The 19,450-nt window shown below is 72.6% G+C and carries 19 protein-coding genes; 12 read left to right on the top strand and 7 right to left on the bottom strand.

Translation table 11 applies throughout. From position 1 onward, the window contains the following. The first annotated feature begins 32 nt into the window (after positions 1-32). The 4 genes from mobA to NAEX_RS25830 all read left to right on the top strand — a co-directional run bounded on the left by mobA (position 33) and on the right by NAEX_RS25830 (position 3,423). Entirely contained in the window at positions 33-1,127 is a 1,095-nt protein-coding gene (mobA, locus tag NAEX_RS54250; RefSeq protein ID WP_143140287.1) for an NTP transferase domain-containing protein, read from the top strand. A 182-nt stretch (positions 1,128-1,309) separates the two neighbouring features. After that, positions 1,310-1,936, top strand: a complete 627-nt coding sequence (locus NAEX_RS25840; protein WP_211302475.1) for a YqaA family protein — start codon at positions 1,310-1,312, stop codon at positions 1,934-1,936. 67 nt (positions 1,937-2,003) lie between these two features. After that, positions 2,004-2,669: an NAD(P)H-binding protein gene (locus NAEX_RS25835; RefSeq protein WP_096330147.1), complete on the top strand. Its 666-nt coding sequence runs from the start codon at positions 2,004-2,006 to the stop codon at positions 2,667-2,669. Between the two features lie 304 nt (positions 2,670-2,973). Further along, positions 2,974-3,423 (top strand): RICIN domain-containing protein, encoded by a 450-nt coding sequence (locus NAEX_RS25830; RefSeq protein ID WP_096330146.1) that lies wholly within the window; start codon positions 2,974-2,976, stop codon positions 3,421-3,423. 68 nt (positions 3,424-3,491) lie between these two features. Here the strand turns inward: NAEX_RS25830 and NAEX_RS25825 are convergent, their stop codons facing one another. Both NAEX_RS25825 and NAEX_RS25820 read right to left on the bottom strand, forming a co-directional pair. Next, positions 3,492-4,625, bottom strand: a complete 1,134-nt coding sequence (locus NAEX_RS25825; protein WP_096330145.1) for an amidohydrolase family protein — start codon at positions 4,623-4,625, stop codon at positions 3,492-3,494. 165 nt (positions 4,626-4,790) lie between these two features. Beyond that, positions 4,791-5,513, bottom strand: a complete 723-nt coding sequence (locus NAEX_RS25820) for an enoyl-CoA hydratase/isomerase family protein (protein WP_096330144.1) — start codon at positions 5,511-5,513, stop codon at positions 4,791-4,793. Positions 5,514-5,722: 209 nt separating this feature from the next. Between NAEX_RS25820 and NAEX_RS25815 the strand changes: the two genes are divergently transcribed. Continuing rightward, on the top strand, positions 5,723-6,871 hold the full coding sequence (locus NAEX_RS25815) for a TolB family protein (RefSeq protein WP_096330143.1): 1,149 nt from the start codon (positions 5,723-5,725) through the stop codon (positions 6,869-6,871). A 336-nt stretch (positions 6,872-7,207) separates the two neighbouring features. Here the strand turns inward: NAEX_RS25815 and NAEX_RS25810 are convergent, their stop codons facing one another. Then, the gene (locus tag NAEX_RS25810; RefSeq protein ID WP_170136007.1) at positions 7,208-7,873 is read right to left on the bottom strand and encodes a glutathione S-transferase family protein; all 666 of its coding nucleotides are present in this window, start codon (positions 7,871-7,873) and stop codon (positions 7,208-7,210) included. 139 nt (positions 7,874-8,012) lie between these two features. On the opposite strand from NAEX_RS25810, the gene NAEX_RS25805 reads away from it, so the two are divergent. Further along, positions 8,013-9,368: an NAD(P)/FAD-dependent oxidoreductase gene (locus tag NAEX_RS25805; protein ID WP_096330141.1), complete on the top strand. Its 1,356-nt coding sequence runs from the start codon at positions 8,013-8,015 to the stop codon at positions 9,366-9,368. 154 nt (positions 9,369-9,522) lie between these two features. Continuing rightward, a complete protein-coding gene (locus tag NAEX_RS25800) occupies positions 9,523-10,263 on the top strand; it encodes a fatty acid desaturase CarF family protein (RefSeq protein ID WP_096330140.1) in 741 nt (246 codons plus the stop codon). 78 nt (positions 10,264-10,341) lie between these two features. On the opposite strand, the gene NAEX_RS48275 is transcribed toward NAEX_RS25800, so the two are convergent. Next, on the bottom strand, positions 10,342-10,542 hold the full coding sequence (locus NAEX_RS48275; RefSeq protein ID WP_143140286.1) for a hypothetical protein: 201 nt from the start codon (positions 10,540-10,542) through the stop codon (positions 10,342-10,344). A 7-nt stretch (positions 10,543-10,549) separates the two neighbouring features. Next, complete coding sequence (locus NAEX_RS25795) at positions 10,550-11,062, bottom strand: hypothetical protein (RefSeq protein WP_096330139.1); 513 nt, start codon at positions 11,060-11,062, stop codon at positions 10,550-10,552. A gap of 98 nt (positions 11,063-11,160) precedes the next feature. Between NAEX_RS25795 and NAEX_RS25790 the strand changes: the two genes are divergently transcribed. The 5 genes from NAEX_RS25790 (at position 11,161) to NAEX_RS50685 (ending at position 17,340) form a co-directional block, all read left to right on the top strand. Beyond that, positions 11,161-12,081, top strand: coding sequence for a DUF4349 domain-containing protein (locus NAEX_RS25790; RefSeq protein WP_096330138.1), 921 nt, complete (start codon positions 11,161-11,163; stop codon positions 12,079-12,081). A 5-nt stretch (positions 12,082-12,086) separates the two neighbouring features. Then, positions 12,087-12,710 (top strand): hypothetical protein, encoded by a 624-nt coding sequence (locus NAEX_RS25785; RefSeq protein ID WP_096330137.1) that lies wholly within the window; start codon positions 12,087-12,089, stop codon positions 12,708-12,710. A 355-nt stretch (positions 12,711-13,065) separates the two neighbouring features. Next, positions 13,066-14,901, top strand: coding sequence for a DUF2079 domain-containing protein (locus NAEX_RS25775; RefSeq protein ID WP_096330135.1), 1,836 nt, complete (start codon positions 13,066-13,068; stop codon positions 14,899-14,901). A gap of 230 nt (positions 14,902-15,131) precedes the next feature. After that, positions 15,132-16,535: a thioredoxin domain-containing protein gene (locus NAEX_RS25770; RefSeq protein WP_096330134.1), complete on the top strand. Its 1,404-nt coding sequence runs from the start codon at positions 15,132-15,134 to the stop codon at positions 16,533-16,535. Positions 16,536-16,650: 115 nt separating this feature from the next. Further along, a complete protein-coding gene (locus NAEX_RS50685) occupies positions 16,651-17,340 on the top strand; it encodes a hypothetical protein (RefSeq protein ID WP_096330133.1) in 690 nt (229 codons plus the stop codon). Between the two features lie 328 nt (positions 17,341-17,668). On the opposite strand, the gene NAEX_RS25760 is transcribed toward NAEX_RS50685, so the two are convergent. Then, a complete protein-coding gene (locus tag NAEX_RS25760; protein WP_143140285.1) occupies positions 17,669-18,316 on the bottom strand; it encodes a peptide chain release factor-like protein in 648 nt (215 codons plus the stop codon). Next, entirely contained in the window at positions 18,313-19,440 is a 1,128-nt protein-coding gene (locus tag NAEX_RS25755; protein WP_245913797.1) for an RNA ligase RtcB family protein, read from the bottom strand. The genes NAEX_RS25760 and NAEX_RS25755 overlap by 4 nt, the downstream gene beginning before the upstream one ends. Positions 19,441-19,450: the final 10 nt, after the last annotated feature.

Below are 19,450 nucleotides of genomic sequence, written 5' to 3'. Positions count from 1 at the left end.
TCGAGCGGCGCCGGCTCGTCGTCGTGATTCCGATGGAGCGAGCCCCACGCTCCGCGTATCGCTCCTCGCCCGCGCTGCACAAAACTCCCGTGAGGTCCGCGCCACGACCTCGGCGCTCTCATGGTCCCCGTCACTCCGCGGCCCATCCGCGGGCACATGGCGGATCTGGATCCACGCCGCCTCATCGCGCGCCCGAGGCTCGCGAGCGCTTCGTCCCTGCGCGACGACTCGCGCCGCCAGTGACTCGCGCGGCCGTCGAGCGGCCCGTCGCGCTGCAGGTCTCGGCCGCGAACGCTTCGCCTCGTGCCGCGCCGGCGCGCCGTCTGCATCCTGGCGTGGCGCGCCCCCGCGATCCTCCGCGAGCGCCGCCGACAGCGCGGGAGGCAAACGGGGGCACGCGGCTCTCTTGCCAACGCAGGCTGCCTTTGTCACGCTCGCCCTCGGCCGCCATGTCCGACGCCTCCATCCAGTCCTGCGGCGCCGTCGTCCTCGCGGGCGGACGCTCTTCTCGCATGGGCGCGCCCAAGGCCCTGTTGCCGTGGCGCGGGCAGCCGCTCTTGTGCCACGTCGTCGACGTCCTGCGCGAGGTGTGCGACCGACCGATCGTCGTCGTCGCCCAGACCGGCCAGCCGTTGCCGCCGCTGCCGCCCGAGGTCGTGCTGGCCTACGACCCACCCGAGTTCGGCCACGGCGGCCCGCTCGTCGGCCTGTTCGCCGGCCTCGGCGTGCTCGTCGCCCACCGCGCCGAGTTCGCCTACCTCGGCGCCTGCGACAGCCCGTTCCTCAGCGCCGACTACGTGCGCCTGCTGGTCCGCCGGCTCGTCGACGAACCTGGCCTCGGGGGCATCTTGCCGTTCGACGCCCCGGCCTCGGGCGACCCGGCCGACCGCCACTTCCCGCACCCGCTGGCCAGCGCCGTGCGCGTCGCCGCCGCTCACGCCGCGGCGGCCGAGGTGCTGGCCAAGAGCGGCAGCCGCCCGCTCTTCATGTTCGACCGCCTGGGCGCGCGCTGGCTCGACGCCGCCGAGCTGCCCGACCGCCGCGTCCTCCGCACCTGCAACACGCCGCAGGAGTACGACGAGGCGCTCGCGCTCGACCGCCAGGACCGCGGGACCGCCGACGCGTGAGCGCCTCGCCCGGGCCGCCGCGCCAGCGCCCCGCGGTACGCTGCTCCGGCGCGAATGCGCGGCGCGATCGCTCGCTCGTCGGCTGTCCCTTGCGCCAGGTTCTCCTCGCGTCCGCGCGCAGGTGAGTCACGCCACGCGTTCGCGGCCGCCGCACCCGGCTCACGCGTGGTAGCGTCACGCCGGTGAACGATCCCGCGTCCGTGCCCGCGCCCGCCGCCTCGCGCAACCCGCTCCGGCGGATCTACCAGTGGGTGCTGAGCTGGGCCGACACCCCGTACGGCGTCCCGGCGCTGGTGGCGATCGCGTTCGTCGAGTCGAGCGTGTTCCCGATCCCGCCGGACGTGCTGCTGATCGCGCTGGCGCTGTCGGCACCGACGCGGGCGTTCCGCTTCGCGCTGTGGTGCACCCTCGGCTCGGTGCTCGGCGGCCTGTTCGGCTACTTCATCGGCTACGCGCTGTGGTCGACCTTCGAGCCTTACATCATCGGCCCGGTGTTCTCGCGCGAGAGCTTCGAGCTCGTCACCGGCGAGTACCAGAAGCACGGCGAGCTGGCCGTGTTCATCGCCGCCTTCACGCCGATCCCCTACAAGGTCTTCACCGTCGCCGCCGGCGTCGCCCAGATCAACATCGTCGGCTTCACCCTCGCCAGCATCCTCGGCCGCGGCGGCCGCTTCTTCCTCGTCGCCGCCGTCATCAGGCTGGCCGGCCCGCGCGCCAAGCAGCTCATCGACAAGTACTTCGACGTCGTCACCATCGTCACCGGCCTCCTGCTGGTGCTCGGCGTCGTGCTCTACCAGCTGCTGCGCTAGCGCTCATGGCCGGAGCAGCCGCTCGACGGGTCGTCGCGCCGCGAATCGGGCTACCCAGCGAGCAGCCATGACTGAAACCACTCGAACGGCCCTCCTCGTCGGCGCGACCGGTCTCGTCGGCCGCGAGCTCCTCCGCCAATTGCTCGCCGATCCGCGCTACGCGGCGGTCACCGTCCTGGCCCGGCGCTCGGCCGGCGTGCAGCACGACAAGCTGACCGAGCACCTCGTCGACTTCGACCGCCCCGACGACTGGCGCGCCGTGGCGAAAGGTGACCACCTGTTTAGCGCCCTCGGCACCACGCTCAAGGCGGCCGGCTCGCGCGAGGCCCAATACAGGGTCGACTACACCTACCAGCTCGAGGTCGCCCGCGCGGCGCGACACCACGGCACCGACGCCTACGTGCTGGTCTCGAGCACCGGCGCCTCGGCGAATTCGGCCATCTTCTACTCGCGGATGAAGGGCGAGCTCGAGCGCGACGCCGCCGCGCTCGGGTTCCCGCGCGCGCGCTTCCTCCAGCCCGGCCCGCTCGACGGCGACCGCCAGGAGCACCGCACCGGCGAGCGCTGGGCCCTGCGCGTGCTCCGGCCGCTGGCGCCGATCTTGCCCGCCGCCGCGCGCCCGATCGACGCCGCCATCGTCGCCCGCGCCGGCATCGCCGCTGCCTTCGATCCCAGGCCCGGCGCGCTCCGCCTCGGCGCCGCCGACCTGTTCCGCCTCGGCGCCCCGACCTGACGGCGCTGCGCCGCCACCTGTCTCGAAGGCCAGTTTTAAAATTGCGCGAGCGGTCGAGGCTCTCGTCGCGCTGCCACATGTCCTGAACGACATGTTCGCCGAGCGCCTCGCTCCGTCCTCACGGCACGATTCACGCTCGAGCGCCTCTGCGCATTGCCGACAGCGAGCCTTCATTGCAGCGACCGCCGCGAGCGCCGGGCCGATGGCCCTCGCTGCCACCAAGAGCACTTTTCGTACGTTGCCCAACCCCGCCGCGGTGCTACCTCCCTGTCCTGAAGAATATCGGCGAATCGGAGGTGGCGAGATGTCCGCGATCGAGCACGGGCAATATTATTATGCGAGGCACCAATTCTCCGGCAAATACGTCTGCTCGGGGCATACGGAGAACGGCGGCGAGCTATGGCTCTGGGGGCCGATCCCCGAGGGCCACGAGGTCCGCTACAAGTTCGAGCTGCTGGACGCGGGAGGCGGGTATTACTACCTCCGGCACCAGTTCTCCGGCAAGTTCGTCTGTTCGGGCGAGACCGAGAACGGCGGCAAACGATGGCTGTGGGGCCCGATCCCGGACGGCCACGAGCCGCGGTACAAGTTCGAGGTCATCGCCGGCGAGGAGGGGCACTACTACCTCCGGCATCAGTTCTCCGGCAAATACGTCTGCTCGGGCGAGACCGAGGACGGCGGCAAGCTGTGGCTGTGGGGGCCGATCCCCGAGGAGCACCGGATCCGCGACCGCTTCGACCTCCAGCGCGCGTGAGGCCGCCGCAGCGACGAGCGACCTGCAATCGCCCGTGCCCGGCCGAGACCGAGGCGACGACGCGAGCCTCAGCGCCGCGCGCCGGCGATGAACACCGCCTCCGGCTCCGCCAGCGTCGCCGGCGTCACCCGCGGGTCGGCGGTCACGATCGAGAAGCTAGCGACCCCGCCCACCACCAGCACCCCCGGTCCCGGCGGCGTCTGCCGGTCGAGCCCCCAGTACTGCGCCGGCGCGGTCGTCATCGCCGTCACGATCGCCTGTCCGTCGAGACCTGCTTCGCGGAGCAGATCGACCTCCTCGCCGGAGATCCCCGCGAGCTGCGTGTTGCCGAAGTCGGTCCCGTACAGCACCGTCACCCCCGCCGCGCGCAGTGTTGTTAAATTTTCGCCCGCGGCCCCGCCGAACGCCGACAGCGTCGAGATCACCGCGCGTCCCGACCACGCCGCGACCGTGCCCGCCTGCAGCGGCTCCACCGGCGCGTGCGCCAGCAGGTCGACCCCGGCCTCCGCGGCCGTGCGCGCGTGGCGGTCCAGCAGCGCGTGGGCGGCCACCTTCAGCCCGCGCGCGTGCGCGGCCGTCACGATCGCGCGCAGCGTCGCCGGCGGGAGCGTCGGCGCGTCGGTCACCGGCACCTTGATCAGCTTCGCCCCCGCGTCGGCCAGCGTCTCGACCGCCCGGGCCGCCGCGGCCGCGCCGTCGACCTCGAGCCCATAGCCGTCGCTCCCCCAGTCGCGGGTCGGGTAGCCGCCGCGCGCCGTGATCATCGGCCCGCTGGGCAGCACCAGCAGCTCGGGCGGCGCCTCGCCCCCGCGCAGGGCCGTCAGCGGCGCCGCCAGGTCGACCGCCGCCGCCACCCCGCCGTCGAGCATGCGGCGCCCGCCGGGCAGGTAGCTGAGATGCACGTGGCTGTCGACCGCGGCCGGCACGATCCACCGCCCCGGGCGCTGCAGCTCGGGCGGTCCCGCGGCGACCGTCCCGATCGCCGCGATCCGCCCGTCCTTCACCTCGACGTCCGCCACGCCGACGCCGACGACCTCCGCCCCGCGGATCACGAAGTGCCCGGCGCGCGGCTCGACCGCGATCGCGCTCGCTTCTCGCGGCTCCGGGCGCCCCGCCTCCGCGACCGGTCGCGTCGCCTCGGGCGCCCGCCCCGGCGCGCAGGCCAGGACGAGCCCGAGCAGCCCTCCCGCCCGCCCTCTCATCGCCGCCTCGCGCGTCGGCTCACCGCACCTGTCCGAACAGCCATGCTCTCCGGCCCTGCCCGAGCAGACGAGTCCGCCCCTTCATCATCTGGCCTTCAGGACAGGTATCATCCAACATGCTTTTTTGCACATGTCTTCCCAAACCTGCCCCATCGGACCTGTCCCTCACGCCTTCTTCGCCTGCGCCTTCGCGGCCAGGAACGCGCCGATGCGGCTGCGCAGGGCCGGGTCGGTCCAGTGGGGCAGGAGCGCCTCGCGTTCGAGGCGGCGCTGGGCCGGGTCGATGTCGAGGACCCCGCCCCGGATCGCCCGCTTGGCCGCGCTGTAGGCGTCGGCGGGGTGGCTGGCGAGCTCGGTGAGGCGCTGGCGGGCCACCGCCTCGGCGGCGACGGCGACCTCGTCGATCAGGCCGACGCGGAGCGCGTCCTCGGGCCCGTAGAGGCGGGCGCCGAGGATCACCTCGTCGAGCGACTGCGGGTTCACCCGCCTGCGCGCCAGCGCCAGCGCCGTGCCGGGGAAGTGCAAACCGAGCGCGACCTCGTTGAGGCCGATCTTCAGCCGCGGGTCGGCCGCGCACACGCGGTGGTCGCAGCACATCGCCACCAGGCAGCCGCCGGCGATCGCGTGGCCGCCGACCAGCGCGACCGTCGGCCCGGGGTAGTTGTAGAGCTCGTGCAGCAGGTCCTCGAGGACCGCCAGGAACTCGTCGAGCCCGGCGGCGTCGAGCGTGGCCAGCTCGAAGAAATTGAGCCCGGCGGAGAACGCATCACCCTCGCCGCGGACCAGCACCGGCTGGCCCTCGGCGCGCGCCAGCTGGCCGCGCAGCGACTGCATCAGCGCCGAGCTCAGCGCGTTCTTCCCCGGACCCGACAGGACGACATCGATCATCGGCCTGATGTTACCGCGTCGGGCCGGCGCGGCTCAGCGGGACAGCGACAGGATCTTGTCCCACCAGCTGCGGGCGCCGGCGGCCTTGGCCGCGGTCCCGTCGTCGTCCGCCGTCGGGCCGCCCCCGGCCGCCGGTCCGCTCGCGGCGTCGTCGCCGTCCGCGCCGCAAAGCCGGCGAAACCGCGCGGTCTCCTGTTATTCTCCCGTCCATGCGTCCCTTCCTCGCCCGCCTCGCGGCCTCGCTGACCGTCCTCGCCCTCGCCGCGTGCCAGGGCGAAGGCAAGCCCGCCGCCGACAAGCCCGCCGACAAGCCCGCCGACAAGCCGGCGACCGACAAGCCCGCGACCGACAAGCCCGCCGAGGCGCCGGCGACGAAGCCCGATCCGAGCGTCCCGCTGGCCGGCGAGCGCCACTTCAAGTCGCTGCAGCAGCTGACCTTCGGGGGCGAGAACGCGGAGGCCTACTTCTCCGGGGACGAGAAGCGGTTGGTGTTCCAGAGCACCCGCGACGGGGCCGGGTGCGACCAGATCTTCACGCTCGACCTGGCCGACAAGGCAGCCAAGCGCGTCAGCTCGGGCAAGGGCCGCACGACCTGCGCCTACTTCCTCCCGGGCGACCAGCGGATCCTCTACGCCTCGACCCACGCGGCCGCCGACGACTGCCTGCCCAACCCCGACCGCAGCCGCGGCTACGTGTGGAAGCTCTACCCCGAGTTCGACATCTACACCGCCGCCGCCGACGGCAGCGACATCCAGCCGCTCGTCACCGGGCCCGGCTACGACGCCGAGGCCACCGTCTCGCCGACGGGCGACGCGATCGTGTTCACCTCGACGCGCGACGGCGACCCCGAGCTCTACAAGATCAACGTCGACGGCACCGGCCTGCAGCGCCTCACCAACACCCGCGGCTACGACGGCGGCGCCTTCTTCTCGCCCGACGGCAAGCGGATCGTCTACCGCGCCAACCACCCCGAGGGCGAGGCCGAGCTCAAGGCCTACGACGACATCATCAAGGAGCACCTGGTCCGCCCGACCCGCCTCGAGATCTTCGTCATGAACGCCGACGGCAGCGAGCAGCGCCAGGTCACCAGGAACGGCAAGGCCAACTTCGCCCCGTTCTTTCACCCCGACGGCAAGCGCATCATCTTCAGCTCCAACCAGGGCGACCCCAAGGGCCGCAACTTCGACCTCTACCTGATCGGCGACGACGGCCAGAACCAGGAGCAGGTCACCTTCAGCGACACCTTCGACGGCTTCCCGATGTTCACCCGCGACGGCAAGCACCTGGTGTTCGCCTCCAACCGCGGCGCCAAGACCCACGGCGACACCGACGTGTTCCTCGCCGAGTGGGTCGACTGAGCGGCTGTCCCGAAGGACCTGTCCTCGGGAGCCTGTCTCGCGCGACCTGGCTCTCGAACCTCGCCGGAGCGCCGCTCGCGCTGCTCGCGCTGCTCGCGCCTGGCCGCGAACATCAGCTCGAGCCCGACGAAGTAGGCCACCAGGTCGAGCGCCACGAACACCGCGACGCCGGCGGCGATCGCCAGCTTGCGCCCGCGCCCGCGCCGGCGCACCGCCCGGCCGGCGAACACCGCCGCCGTGACGAAGTTCGGCAGCACCAGGAGGCCGGCCCAGCCGAGGTGCACCGCATCGAGCACGAGCGTCGGCGGAGGGGCCACGTCGCCAGCAGCGGCGCGCTCACGACTCGGGCTCGGTCAGGTACGAGTACGGCGTCTGCTTCCACACCGACGGCCAGGTGGCGATCACGCTGGGCCGCTCCTTCATGCGCTGGCAGAAGGCGTGGAGGTTGGGGTAGCGCTGCTCGAGCTCGAGGCCGAGGTGGGCCGCGGTGGCGACGTAGGCGAACACCGCGAGGTCGGCCAGGCTGATGGCCGAGCCGGCCGCCCAGTGGCCGATCCCATAATAATACTCCCAGAAGAACAGCTCGTCGTGGAGGAACGACGCCAGGTGGTCGACCTCGGCCGGGTCGAGGTCGATCGCCTTGGTGTTCATCAGGTACGAGAACAGCGCCATCCCGACCTGCTTGAGGTTGTTGGCCTCGTGCAGCCGCGTCAGCGCCAGCCCGCGCAGCGCGTTGGTGTTGGGCAGCAGCGCCGGCTGCGGGTAGGCGTATTCGAGGTAGTCGAAGATCGCCAGCGTCTCGTAGACGACGATGTTGCCGTCCATGAGCACCGGCACGGTCCCGCGCGGGTTCTTGGCCAGCATCTCCGGGCTCTTGTGCTCGCCGGCCGTGAACGAGAGCAGCTTGCACTCGTGGTCGAGCCCCTTCTCTTCGAGCGCGAGCCGCACCATCCAGCACGGCGGCGAGCACTCGACCGCGCGGATCGTGCTGGGGTCCGGCATGTACAGCCTGATCTCCTCAGACGATTCGGACGAGGACATGAGTGCGTCTTGTTAACAGATCCGTCCGCCGCGCGTCAAGCGCACACCTGCCCGCCCGGTTAAAGGGCCCCTCGCAGGTCTTCGAGTACACTTTCGCCACATGAACGCCGGGAAAGCCAAAAAGCGCGTAATCATCGTCGGCGGGGGTTTCGGCGGCCTGCGCGTGGCTCGCGGCCTCGCCGGCGCCGACGACCTCGAGATCACCCTGCTCGACCGGCGCAATCACCACCTGTTCCAGCCGCTCCTGTATCAGGTCGCCATGGCCGGCCTCAGCCCGGCCGAGATCGCCGTCCCGATCCGCACGGTCTTCAGCCGCCAGAGCAACTGCCGCGTCATCCTCGAGTCCGCGACCGGCATCGACTTCGCCAACAAGAAGCTCAAGACGGCCGGCCTCGGCGACCTCGACTACGACTGGCTGGTCCTCGCCTGTGGCTCGCGTCACAGCTATTTCGGCCACGGCGAGTGGGAAGACTTCGCGCCCGGCCTCAAGTCGCTCGAGGAGGCGACCGAGATCCGCCGCCGCGTCCTCACGGCGTTCGAGCTGGCCGAGAAGGAGACCGACCCGGCCAAACAGCGGCGCCTGCTGACGTTCATCGTCATCGGGGGCGGCCCGACAGGGGTCGAGCTCGCCGGCGCTCTCGGCGAGATCAGCCGCTTCACCCTGTCCCGCGACTTCCGCCGCATCGACCCCGAGCGGGCGCGCGTGATCCTCATCGAGGCGGGTCCGCGGATCCTCCCGAGCTTCGCCGAGAAGCTGTCCGACCGGGCCACCCGCGACCTCGAGACGCTCGGCGTCACCGTGTGGACCAACACGATGGTCACCAACGTCACCGCCGAGGGCGTCGTCCTCGGCAACGAGTCGGTCCAGTCCGCGACCGTGCTGTGGGCCGCCGGCGTCGCCCCGCCCGAGCTGAACCGCAGCCTCGGGGTCGAGCTCGACCGCCAGGGCCGCGTCATCGTCGACAAGGACTGCAGCATCCCCGGTCACCGCGACGTGTTCGTCATCGGCGACCAGGCCCACCTCGAGGAAGAGCCCGGCAAGCCGCCGCTGCCGGGCCTGGCCCCGGTGGCGATCCAGCAGGGCCGCCACGTCGCCCGCAACATCCTGCTCGAGCTCAGGGGCAAGCCGCGCGAGCCGTTCCGCTACCTCGACAAGGGCCAGATGGCGACCATCGGCCGCCGCCGCGCGATCGCCCAGTTCGCCGGCCTGGAGATCGCCGGCTTCATCGCCTGGCTCGCCTGGCTGCTCGTCCACGTCTACTACCTGATCGGCTTCAAGAACCGCCTCCAGGTCATGTGGGAGTGGACCTGGTCGTACATCCGGTTCCGCCGCGGCGCCCGGCTGATCGTCAACAAGGAGTGGCAAGCCTCGCTGTCGGCGCCCGCCAAGCCGGCCGAGCCGCCGGCCGTGCTCGAGCCGCGTCCGCCGCCGCCGGCCACCCAGGCCCACGCGTGAGCCGGCCGGCGCGGGCTTAAAATTCCCGCCGGACGCCGACCTGCCGCCGGCCGCCCGCGCGGATTCGCCAAGCGCGCCGGCGCGTGCGCACCCTCTCGTCGCGGAAGTCCTTTGCAAAAGCCACCGGACTGCCGCGATCATCGTACCGCCCGCGATGTCCGCCACCCCCAACGACATCCCTCACGACTACGACATGAGCGGCTCGCTGTGGATGCGTCTCGTCGACGCCTCCAGCATGTCGGTGTTCTTCTTCTTCGAGTACCTGCTGGCGCGCGACGTGTACTTGCACCTCGACGCCGCCCCGTCGGGGCTGGCGACCTGGCTGCTGCCGCTGGCGCTGGTGCTCGGCTACATCACCGCCGACTTCGTCTCGGGCTTCGTGCACTTCTTGGCCGACAACATCGGCTCGACGCGCACGCCCTTCTTCGGCCCGGTGTTCATCCGCCCGTTCCGCGAGCACCACATCGACCCGCTGGCGATCACCCGCCACGACTTCCTCGAGGTCAACGGCGCCAACTGCCTGATCAGCCTGCCGGTCCTGATCGGCACCTGGTACTTCGTGCCGATCCACGGCACCGGCTCGCTGTTCTTCGCCGCGTACATCGGCCTGTTCCTGTTCGGCATCTTCCTCACCAACCAGTTCCACAGCTGGGCCCACCACCCGAACCCGCCGGGGTGGATCCGACGAATCCAGCGCACCGGCCTGATCCTCGGCCCCGAGCACCACGCGCGCCACCACACGCCGCCGTTCAACACCTACTACTGCATCACGTCCGGCTGGCTCAACCCGCTCCTCGCCAGGACCCGCCTGTTCGAGCGCCTCAAGGAGCCGCTCCGCCGCGTGCTCGAGCCGATCGCCGGCAAGGCCGACGAGGTCGGCGGCGTGCAAGAATAGCTGTCCCGCGGGACAGGCCGCCGGACGACCTGTCCGCGCCGTCTGCCCCGCACCGGGTTCGCCTGTCTCTCGGGCCGGCTACGCCGGCCGCGTCCACAGCGGCGGCCAGTCGTCGAAGCGCAGCACCTCGACGCCGTCGATCGCCAGCGCGTAGAGCGATTCGTCGGGGAAGTCGCCGAGGCGGATCGTCCAGCGCTCGCCGTCGACCTCGGCCACGTACATGGCCGAAGGGCCCTGTCCCTTCGACCATTCGACCACCCGCCGCAGCCGCCCGTCCATCTTTCTTTTAAAACCCCAGGCTTTGGTTGACGGCCGCGTCGGTCTTCTGGGCGCTCTCGACGATCGCCAGGAACGACGCGTCGCCCGCGAGACCCTTGGCCTTGTTGCGCTCGAGCAACCAGTCGAACGTCGGCCCGTCGGGGTTGCCGTATTTGGCGCGATCGCGCTCTTGCAGGGCCGCCAGCTCGGCCGGGTCGGCCATCATCGCGCGCGCGGTCATGCGGGCGTCGTGGCGGAGCTGATAAGCGCGGCGCGCCTGCTCCTCGGCGGGGATCTGCTCGGCCTGCCAGCGCTCGACCTCGCCGGCGATCGCCGCCACGCGCTCGAGATAGAGCTGACGCGCCTGGCGATTGGTCCAGCGCGTGCCGGCCTGCTCGAGCTTCTCGGCCTCGGCGGCGTCCTTCGGGCGCGGCAGCCCCTCGGGCCAGGCCTCGACCGCCGCCTCCTCGCGCGAACAACCAGCGAGCGCCGGGCCGGCGAGGCACAGCGCGACGAGGGCGAACCGGAGCCAGCGGCGCACGTGGCCATGATGCCACAACCTGCCGCGCCTGTAAGTCGCGCCCGGGGCCCGACGTTCGCCGGGTATCATCGGCACCCTCGCCGCCTCGTGAGCCCGTGATGCATCGACTCCGACACCTCCTGGCCGCCGCGTTCATCCTCACTTCGTTCGGTTGCGCCCGGTCGGCCAGGGAGACGGCCGCGCCCGCGCCCCCGATGGAGGAGTCTTGGGGCGGCGGCGGCGCGGGGGCCGGCGGCGACGCGGATGCGCTCGAGATACCGTATCCGACGGTCGCCAGCAGCGATGGGAGGCGCGAGGAGTACGAGCGCGACGACATCGCCGAGGGCGCCCCCATGCCGGTCCCCGCGCCGCCCGCCACCTCGCTGGGCGCCCCGGCCCCGGCCAAGAAGGCTGCCGAACCGCCGCGCCCGGAGCCCAGGCCGGCGGACACGCCGAGCGCCACCGGCGGCCAGGGCGACGACAAGGGCAAGGAGCCGCAGAAGGAGTTCGCCCGCCAGATCATCTACACCGCCGACATGGCGATCTCTTGCTTCAAGCTCGACGACGCCATGCAGCGGGCCGAGGCGCTGACGCTCGAGGCCGGCGGCTACGTGCAGACCATGTCGCAAGGCTACCTGGTGCTGCGGATCCCCGCCGCCCAGCTGCGGCGCGTCATGGAGGAGCTCGGCAAGCTCGGCGTGGTCGAGTCGCGCAACCTGCAGGCCCAGGACGTGACCCGGGAGTACGTCGACCTGACCACGCGGATCCGCGTGCTGCGCGAGACCCAGAGCCAGCTCATCACCCTGCTCAAGCAGGCGCGCAACGTCCAGGAGGCGCTCGACGTCCGCCGCTCGCTCGACGCCATCACCATGGAGCTCGAGCAGGCGCTGGGCCGCCTGCGCTTCCTCGAGAACCAGATCGGCTTCTCCACGCTCACCGTGCGGATGAGCGAGCGCGGGCCCCAGAACGCGGTCCCGTCGAGCAACGATCCCTTCCCGTGGGTCGACACCCTCGGCGTCGAGGCCACCGAGTGGAACTGAAGGCCATGTTCAAAAATACCTGTTCTTTCGCACTCGTCATCGCCGCGGCCGGGCTGCTGGCCGGCTGCAAGAAGTACGCGATCGAGCCGCCGGTCGGCTTCGTCGAGGTCAGCAGCCACTCCTACGAGACGCGCATGAAGGCCCAGGACAACGTCGGCCTGCGCGTCCACCGGTTCGCCAACGTCCGCGGCGGCACTCTCGGCTACTGGGCCGCCGACCTCGTCAACAAGCTGGGCAAGCGCGGCTACGTCCTCACGGGCCAGCAGCCGGCGCGCAGCAAGAACGGCCGCGAGGGCACCCGCTTCGACTTCGACTACACGATCCCCGGCAGCGACGAGCCGAAGTTCTACACCGTCGTCCTGTTCGTCACCGACGAGTACAAGTTCACGCTCGAGCTGGCCGGCGACCGCGAGCACGCCGGCGCCTACCGGGCGCGCGTCGCCGAGATCACCGGCGAGCTCAAGGTCCGCGGCTGCAAGGTGGCCTCGAAGATCTGCGGCGGGCCCCAGCCGCCCAAGCTGAGCTCCCCGCCGCCCGATCCGATCCCCGGCCTGCCCGAGCCGCCCGAGCCGGCGACGCCCTCCGCCCCGACGCCGACGCCCGCCGCGGCGGCGAGCTCCAGCCCTTGATCCGATCGACGACGAATCGCGCCAGAGTGCGGCTCTCCTGACGCTGGCGGGTCCCCGGCCGCTCATGGCCGCCACGCAGCACGTGGCGCGTGAGGCCTCGGCCTGTCTGAAAGGACATATCAGGCGTCGCCCGCCGCGGAGGGCCTCACTCGACCCGCTCGCCCTCCCTGGTCACACCGTCTGCGAAGCACCGGGTGACCTCGCCGAGCGAGCGACGGCGCTCGACGGTCGCGGCCCACCGGCCGTCCGCGAGACGGCGCCATGACGCTCCTGTCGTGCGCGACGGCTCGCGTCGCCGGCTCGCCGCGGTCCGGGCCTTGACGTCCTCCCCGGCGACGGGCCACCAATACGACTCGTGCCGCTCGTCGCCGTCGCCACCGCCGGACTCGCCCACGCGCGGCGGTGGGGCCTGCTCGCGGCGCTGCTCGGCTTCGCGGCCGGCTGGACCGCCTGGGCCCTGTCGCACGACCCCTCCTGGTTCGTCGGCGACGACCTCGACCACGCGCAGCGCCTCGCCGCCGTGCGGGCCGGCCTCGCCGGCCTCGTCCTCGTCCTCGGCGGCTACTTCCTGGCCGCGCGCCGCCTCGGCCGGCCGCTCGCCGACTTCGCCGCCGCCTGGAACCGTCGCCTCCTCCTCCTCGCCGGCGCGCCCGCCGGCATCCTCCTCGCCGTGCCCGGCCTCGCCGAGCGCCGCGGCTTCGTCCCGCTGGCCGTGAGCCTCGGCCTCGGCCTCCTGGCCGCCGCGACCGCCGCCGGCTGGCGCGACGTCCTCGGCGAGCGGCCCGCGCGCCCGCGCCTCACCGCCGCGGTGTTGCTCGTGCTCGGCCTCGGCGTCGCCGCGGCGCTCGTCCACCTCGGCGTCGTCCGCCATCACGCGCTCGTCAGCAACATCCACGATCTCGGCATCTTCGAGAACGTCCTGTGGCGCTCGCTGCACGGCGATCTGCTCGCCACCAGTTTGTTTGCCGGCGACACTTTCAATCATCAACACTTCGCCCCGCTGCTGCTCGCGCTCGTCCCGTTCTACGCCATCAGCCCGCGCGCCGAGACCCTGATCGTCGTGCAGGTCCTGTGGCTGTGCTCGGCCGCCGTCCCGCTGTACTTGTTCTCGCTCCGGCGCAGCCGCAGCCTCGCGCTCGCGTTCGCCGTCACCTTCGCCTTCCTCGTCTCGCCGCTGGTCCACGCCGCCGCGCTGTGGGACTTCCACGACCTCACCCTCGCCGTCCCGCTGGTGCTGTGGGCGCTGTGGGCCCACGACGGCGATCGCCGCCTCGGCCTCGCGCTCGCCGCCTGCGCCCTCCTGCTCGTGCGCGAGGAGATGGGCCTCGTGGTCGCCGCCTTCGGCCTGTTCGCCGTCCTCGACGCCCGCCCGCGCCGCGGCCTCCTCCTGCTCGCGCTCGGGCTCGCGTGGTTCGTCCTCGTCGCCCGCGTGTTCGCCCCCGGCACCGGCGTGGGCGCGCACGCCGATGGCCTGCGCGGCAACCTGGTCGAGGCGACGAGCTACGGCGACCTCGCGCTCGCGCTGCTCGCCAACCCGCTGCGCCTCCCGCTCGAGCTGCTGCGGCCCGACAAGTTCGGCTACTTGCTGTGCCTCGGCGCCCCGCTGCTGCTCTTGCCCGCGTGCGCCGGCCGCCTGCTCCTCCTGCTGCTCCCGGGCGCCGCGATCTTCGTGCTCAGCGGCAACCAGTACGTCGCCGATCCGTACTTTCACTACTCGGCCTTCTTCTTGCCCGCCGTGTTCGCCGCGGCCCCCGTCGGCGCGATGTCCCTGCAGCAGCGGTTCGCGCGCCCGCGGACGCTCGAGCTGGCCGCCGGCATCGTCGTCGCCGCGCTCGCGTTCGGCTGGTCCTTCGGCCTGCCCGGCGGCAGCTTCCGCGCCGGCTTCCACCCGGTCCCCACCTCGCTCACCGAGACCGAGCGCGAGCGCCACGCCTGGCTCGCCGAGCTGGCCCGCAGCCTGCCCGCCGACGCCTGCGTCGCCGCCACCGGCGACGTCGGCGCCCACCTGGCCGCCCGCCGCTGCTTCGCCTGGTTCCCCGCCCGCCTCGACGTCGACTACCTCGTCCTCCACCGCGAGGACATCAACGCCAAGCACATGCCCCTGCTCCGCAACCTCCGCGCCGAACAGCGCTTCCGCACCGTCGACGAGCAGCACAAGATCCTCGTGCTCCAGCGCAACCCGGAGAACTGATCTTTAAAAGGACATGTTCATGAAAACATGTTTTGAGGGACATAAACTTCAAGACATGTCCTCATCGACCAGCGCAACGAGCGGTCACCTCGCGCCGGCACGAGCGTCCCGGACCCAGGGACCTCACCACCGGGCCGGCGGGCGTGTCGCTCGAGACCGACCGTCACCTTTTACACAGGCTTGACCGTCGCCCACCTCGCCCTCCGCTACACCGGACGTCGGAGGCAACGATGCAGATCCGCGGCTTGCTCTGGCGCACCCTGGCCCTTTCCTTCGCTCTCGGCGCGCCCGCGCGCGCGGCCGCGAGCGACCTACCACCTGTCCTCGCGGACAGCATCGGCCGCGAACGCGGCCTCGCCGAGCTCGCGCGGCTGGCCGTCGAGGACGACGACGCCACCGCCCAGGCCGCCCGTCAGCGCCTGCGCGCCGCGGGCCCCGCGGGCCTCGCCGCCTTCGAGCGCGCCCACGCGGCCGCCCTGACCGCCGCCTCCGACGCCTACCTCGCGGCCGCCGACGCCCCCGTCGACCGCCGCGATCCGGCGGACCTCGCCGATCCGGCCCGCGCCCGCCTGCTCGGCGCCCTCGACGCCGTGTGCGGCCAGCGCGACTGCGTGCTGTCCCGCCTCTACTGGCACACCGACCTCGACGAAGCTGTCCGAACGGCCAGGCGCGAGGGCAAGCCGGTCCTCTCGCTGCGCCTCCTCGGCGACCTGCGTGACGAGCTGAGCTGCGCCAACAGCCGCTTCTTCCGCGCCATCCTCTACCCCGACCCGGCCGTGCGCGCCGTCCTGCGCGATCGCTTCGTGCTCCACTGGGCCAGCGAACGGCCCGCGCCGAAGATCACCGTCGACCTCGGCGACGGCCGCCAGATCGTCACCACCATCACCGGCAACAGCGCCCACTTCGTCCTCGACCCCGGCGGCCGCCCGGTCGACGTCGTCCCCGGCCTCTACGCGCCCGCCGACTTCGTCGCCGCCCTGCAGCGCGCCGAGGCCCTCGCGCGCCGCACCGCCGTCCTCACCGGCGAGGCCCTGCGCGAGGCCCTCGCCGACCACCACGAGGCCCGCGTGCGCGCCCTCGACGAAAAGTTCAAGAGCCTGGCCAGGGCCGCGGGTCAACGCGTCCGCCCGCTGCCCCGCGCGCCTCGCCCCGGCGCCGGCGATCTTCGCGCCGGGCAGGCCGCCCCGCTGGCGATCAGCAAGATGGCCGTCGAGGCCCCGCTGCTCGGAGCCACCGGCGAGCCCGTCGATCGCCTCGCCGAGCGGTGGGAGCGGATCGCCGACGTCACGACCCCCGCGGTCGAGCTCTCGCGCGCGAGCCTCGGCCTGATGCGCACGCAGCAGTGGCGCAGCGGCGATCCGACCCGCGACGCCGGCGACAGGGCCGCGGCGATCGTCGCACTGCGCCGCACCCTCGCGCTCGACACGCTGCGCAACGAGCAGGAGATCCACCGGGAGATCCACCGCTGGTGGGCGCGCGGGGCCACCGCGCCCCGGGACCTGCAGTCACTCGTCCGCCGCGTGTACGACGAGTTGTTCATGACGCCGGCCCGCGACCCGTGGCTCGGACTCGCCGACCCGTCGCTCTACGGCGGCCTCGTCGGCGGCGGACGGCGGACGCAGGCGCACCTGTGAGCGCGCGCGGGCTCGCCCTCTCGCACTCGTGCCGACAATTCCTGCCCCGAAGCACAGCCGACTGTGTAACTCTCAAGCCCGGAGGCCGGGGGCCAGGACCTTCGGGCTCGTGCGCATGAGTGAGTTCCTCGTCGAAGCCGCCCGCAGCAGCCCCGCGATCGCCGCGAGCCTGAGCAAGCTACGGCAACGCGCCGAGGCAGCGATCCGCGACGCCGCGATCGCTGACACCGTCCTCGACGCCCGCGACTCGGCCCCGCACCCGACCGTCCCGCGCGGCTCCGACAGCGCCACCGTCATCCCGCGCGAGCACGCGCAGTCGGCCGCCCACGACTTCTCCGGCTCGCGCGAGGTCAAGAGCTGGAGCGCCGACCTGCTGCGCGACGTCGCCGCGCCCGACGTGTTCGCCAGCAACCCGCTCGGCGAGCTCGAGCTGCTGGCGCTGCGCAGCGCCCAGGCCCTGCGGACCCAGGGCTCGCGCCTGCGGCAGGTCACGATCGTCGTCGCCGGCCTCGCCGCGGCCATCGTCGGCGCCGGCCTCTACGCCGCCGTCCAGGGCGAGTACGGCCTCGCCGGCGGCCTCGTCGCCGGCGGCCTCGTCGTGCTCGCGCTGGTCATCGGCAAGTGGAACCCGTTCCGCCGGGCCGCCCGCTCGGCCGAGCTCGCCGAGCTCGCCGACGCCACCGCCACCACCCTCCGCCTGCGCATGCGCGCCCTCGCCGAGCTCGGCGACAGCAAGACCCGCGCGCTCGAGCAATGGAAGGTGGTCATCGAGATGACCGAGTCGGTCCGCCGCCGCCGCCCGTGACGAAGCTCCGGACAGGTCGAAAAGGACATGTCGGAAACAGCATGTCCAATGCGACATGCCCTGAGAGCCATCCTATTTAGCTACGCAGCGGTACCCCCAGGCAGTGCGTCGACGCCACCAACGCCTCCGCCAGGCTTATGCGCGCGACCCGAGCCTCGCGTGGTCGCGGCCGCCTGCCTCGCTGCCCGCGCGCCGGCCCGAGCTTCGCGTGGTCGCGGCCGCCTCCCGCACTGCCCGCGGGCGCCGGCCCGAGCCTCGCGTGGTCGCGGCCGCGGAGCCGTCGCCGACGCGGAGGCCGGCCAGGTCGTCGCGGTCCCCCGGCGCGGCTTCACGCCTGCACTTGTTCAAACTCCGGGCCGCGGAACACCTGCCTGGCGTTGCCGCGCTCGATCGCGTTGTGCTCGTCCCAGCGGGCCCGCTCGGCCTCGCTGCGCCGGGCGGCCGCCCCGGCCAGCAGCAGGGCGGCCAGCCGCTCGCGGGCGATCCTGCGGTTCTGCGCCTGCGAGCGCTCCTCGCGGGCCACCACCTCGAGGCCGGTCGGCTTGTGGCGCAGGCGGACCGCCGTGCTGCGCTTGTTGACGTTCTGGCCGCCGGACCCGCCGCTGCGGACCGCCGACTCCTCGAGGTCCGCCTCGCGCAGCGCCGTGCTCGCCTCGGCCTCGACCGGCAGGCGGGTCAGCTTGACGAACCAGTTGCGCCGGCGGTGCGTCGGCCGCAGCGGGCTGCGACCGATCCACTGCGCCGTCCCCTCCCACTGCGACAGCAGCGCCGCCATGGCTTCCCCACCGGACATGTCCTCGAGTTCATACACGAGCGACCACGCCGTCTCCGCCGCCGGCCCCGGCGCGCGCAGCAGCTCGTGGCAGCGGAGGCCCGCCGCTGCGGCCGCCGCCGCGAACGCCGGCCCGAGGCGGTGGACCACCCACGCCAGCTCCGGCGGCCCGTGGCCGCCGGAGATCAGCACCCACGCCATCATCGTCGACTCCGGGTCTTGTAGGTCAGCACCGGCCGTAGCGTCGCCACCACGGTGCAGAGGCCGGCCGCGACCAGGTCGCCGACGACCGCGTCGATCTTTTTGTAGGCCTCCGGCGCCTCCTCGTAGAGCAGCTCGCGGTCCTCGCAGATCACCCGCCCGCCGAGCGGCGTGCGCACCAGGTCGTCGGGGCGGTAGCGGCCCTGCAGGCGCTCCTTGACGTCGCCGCGGCGCCACTTGCGACCTGCCCCATGGGCCAGGGACCAGCCGGCCTCCGCGCGGCTCGGGTCGGGCTTCACCACGTAGCTCAGCGTCCCGCGCGAGCCGGGGATCACCACGATCCCCGCCGTCGACGGCGCCGCGCCCTTGCGGTGCAGCCACCGCTGCGGCGCGCCGTCCGGGCACGGCACCACCGCGTTGTGGCAGACGTCGAGCACCGGGTCGATCGCCGCCCCGAGCGCCTCGGCGAAGCGGCGGGCGATCAGCGCCCGGTTCGCCTGCGCCCACGCGACCGCCCCGTCGTGCGCGCGCAGGTACGCGCGCGCGTCCTCGCCGGCGCTGTCGAGCCCGGCCGCCGCGAAGCGGTCGACGTGCGCGCGCAGGATCGCCTCGCCGAGCCCGCGCGAGCCGCTGTGGACCAGCAGCACCAGCGAACCGCCGGCGATCCCGAGCGACGCCCACGCCTCCGGGTCCTCGATCGTGTCGACCTGCTGCAGCTCGGCGAAGTGGTTGCCGCCGCCGATCGTCCCGAGCGACGCGTCGTGGTCGGTCGGCGCGACGGTCCTTTCGGCCAGGAACTCGCGCGCGTCGCCGTCCCACGGCCCGTCGAGGTCGCCGAGGCGGTCGGCCCAGCGCTCGAGCTTCTGCTTGCGCTGGGGCAGGTCGGTCGACCACAGCGCCATCCCGCAGCCGATGTCGTTGCCGACCAGGTGCGGGTAGATCCGCCCCTCGCTGACGAACGCCGCCCCGATCGGCGAGCCCTTGCCCGGGTGGAGGTCGGGCATCCCGACCGCCGCGATCATCCCCGGCAGCGTCGCCGTCCGCTCGAGCTGCTGCACCGCCTCGCCCTCGATCCACGTCTTCGGCGACGCCACGATCCGCACCGCCGCCCTGTCTTGCGCTTCCAACACCGCACCT

Origin of the sequence: Nannocystis exedens (assembly GCF_002343915.1) — a bacterium.
In the GTDB taxonomy this organism is placed as follows: Bacteria; Myxococcota_A; Polyangia; order Nannocystales; family Nannocystaceae; genus Nannocystis; species Nannocystis exedens.
Note: the sequence above shows the minus strand (reverse complement) of the source record. Positions and strands in the feature narration are given on the sequence as shown.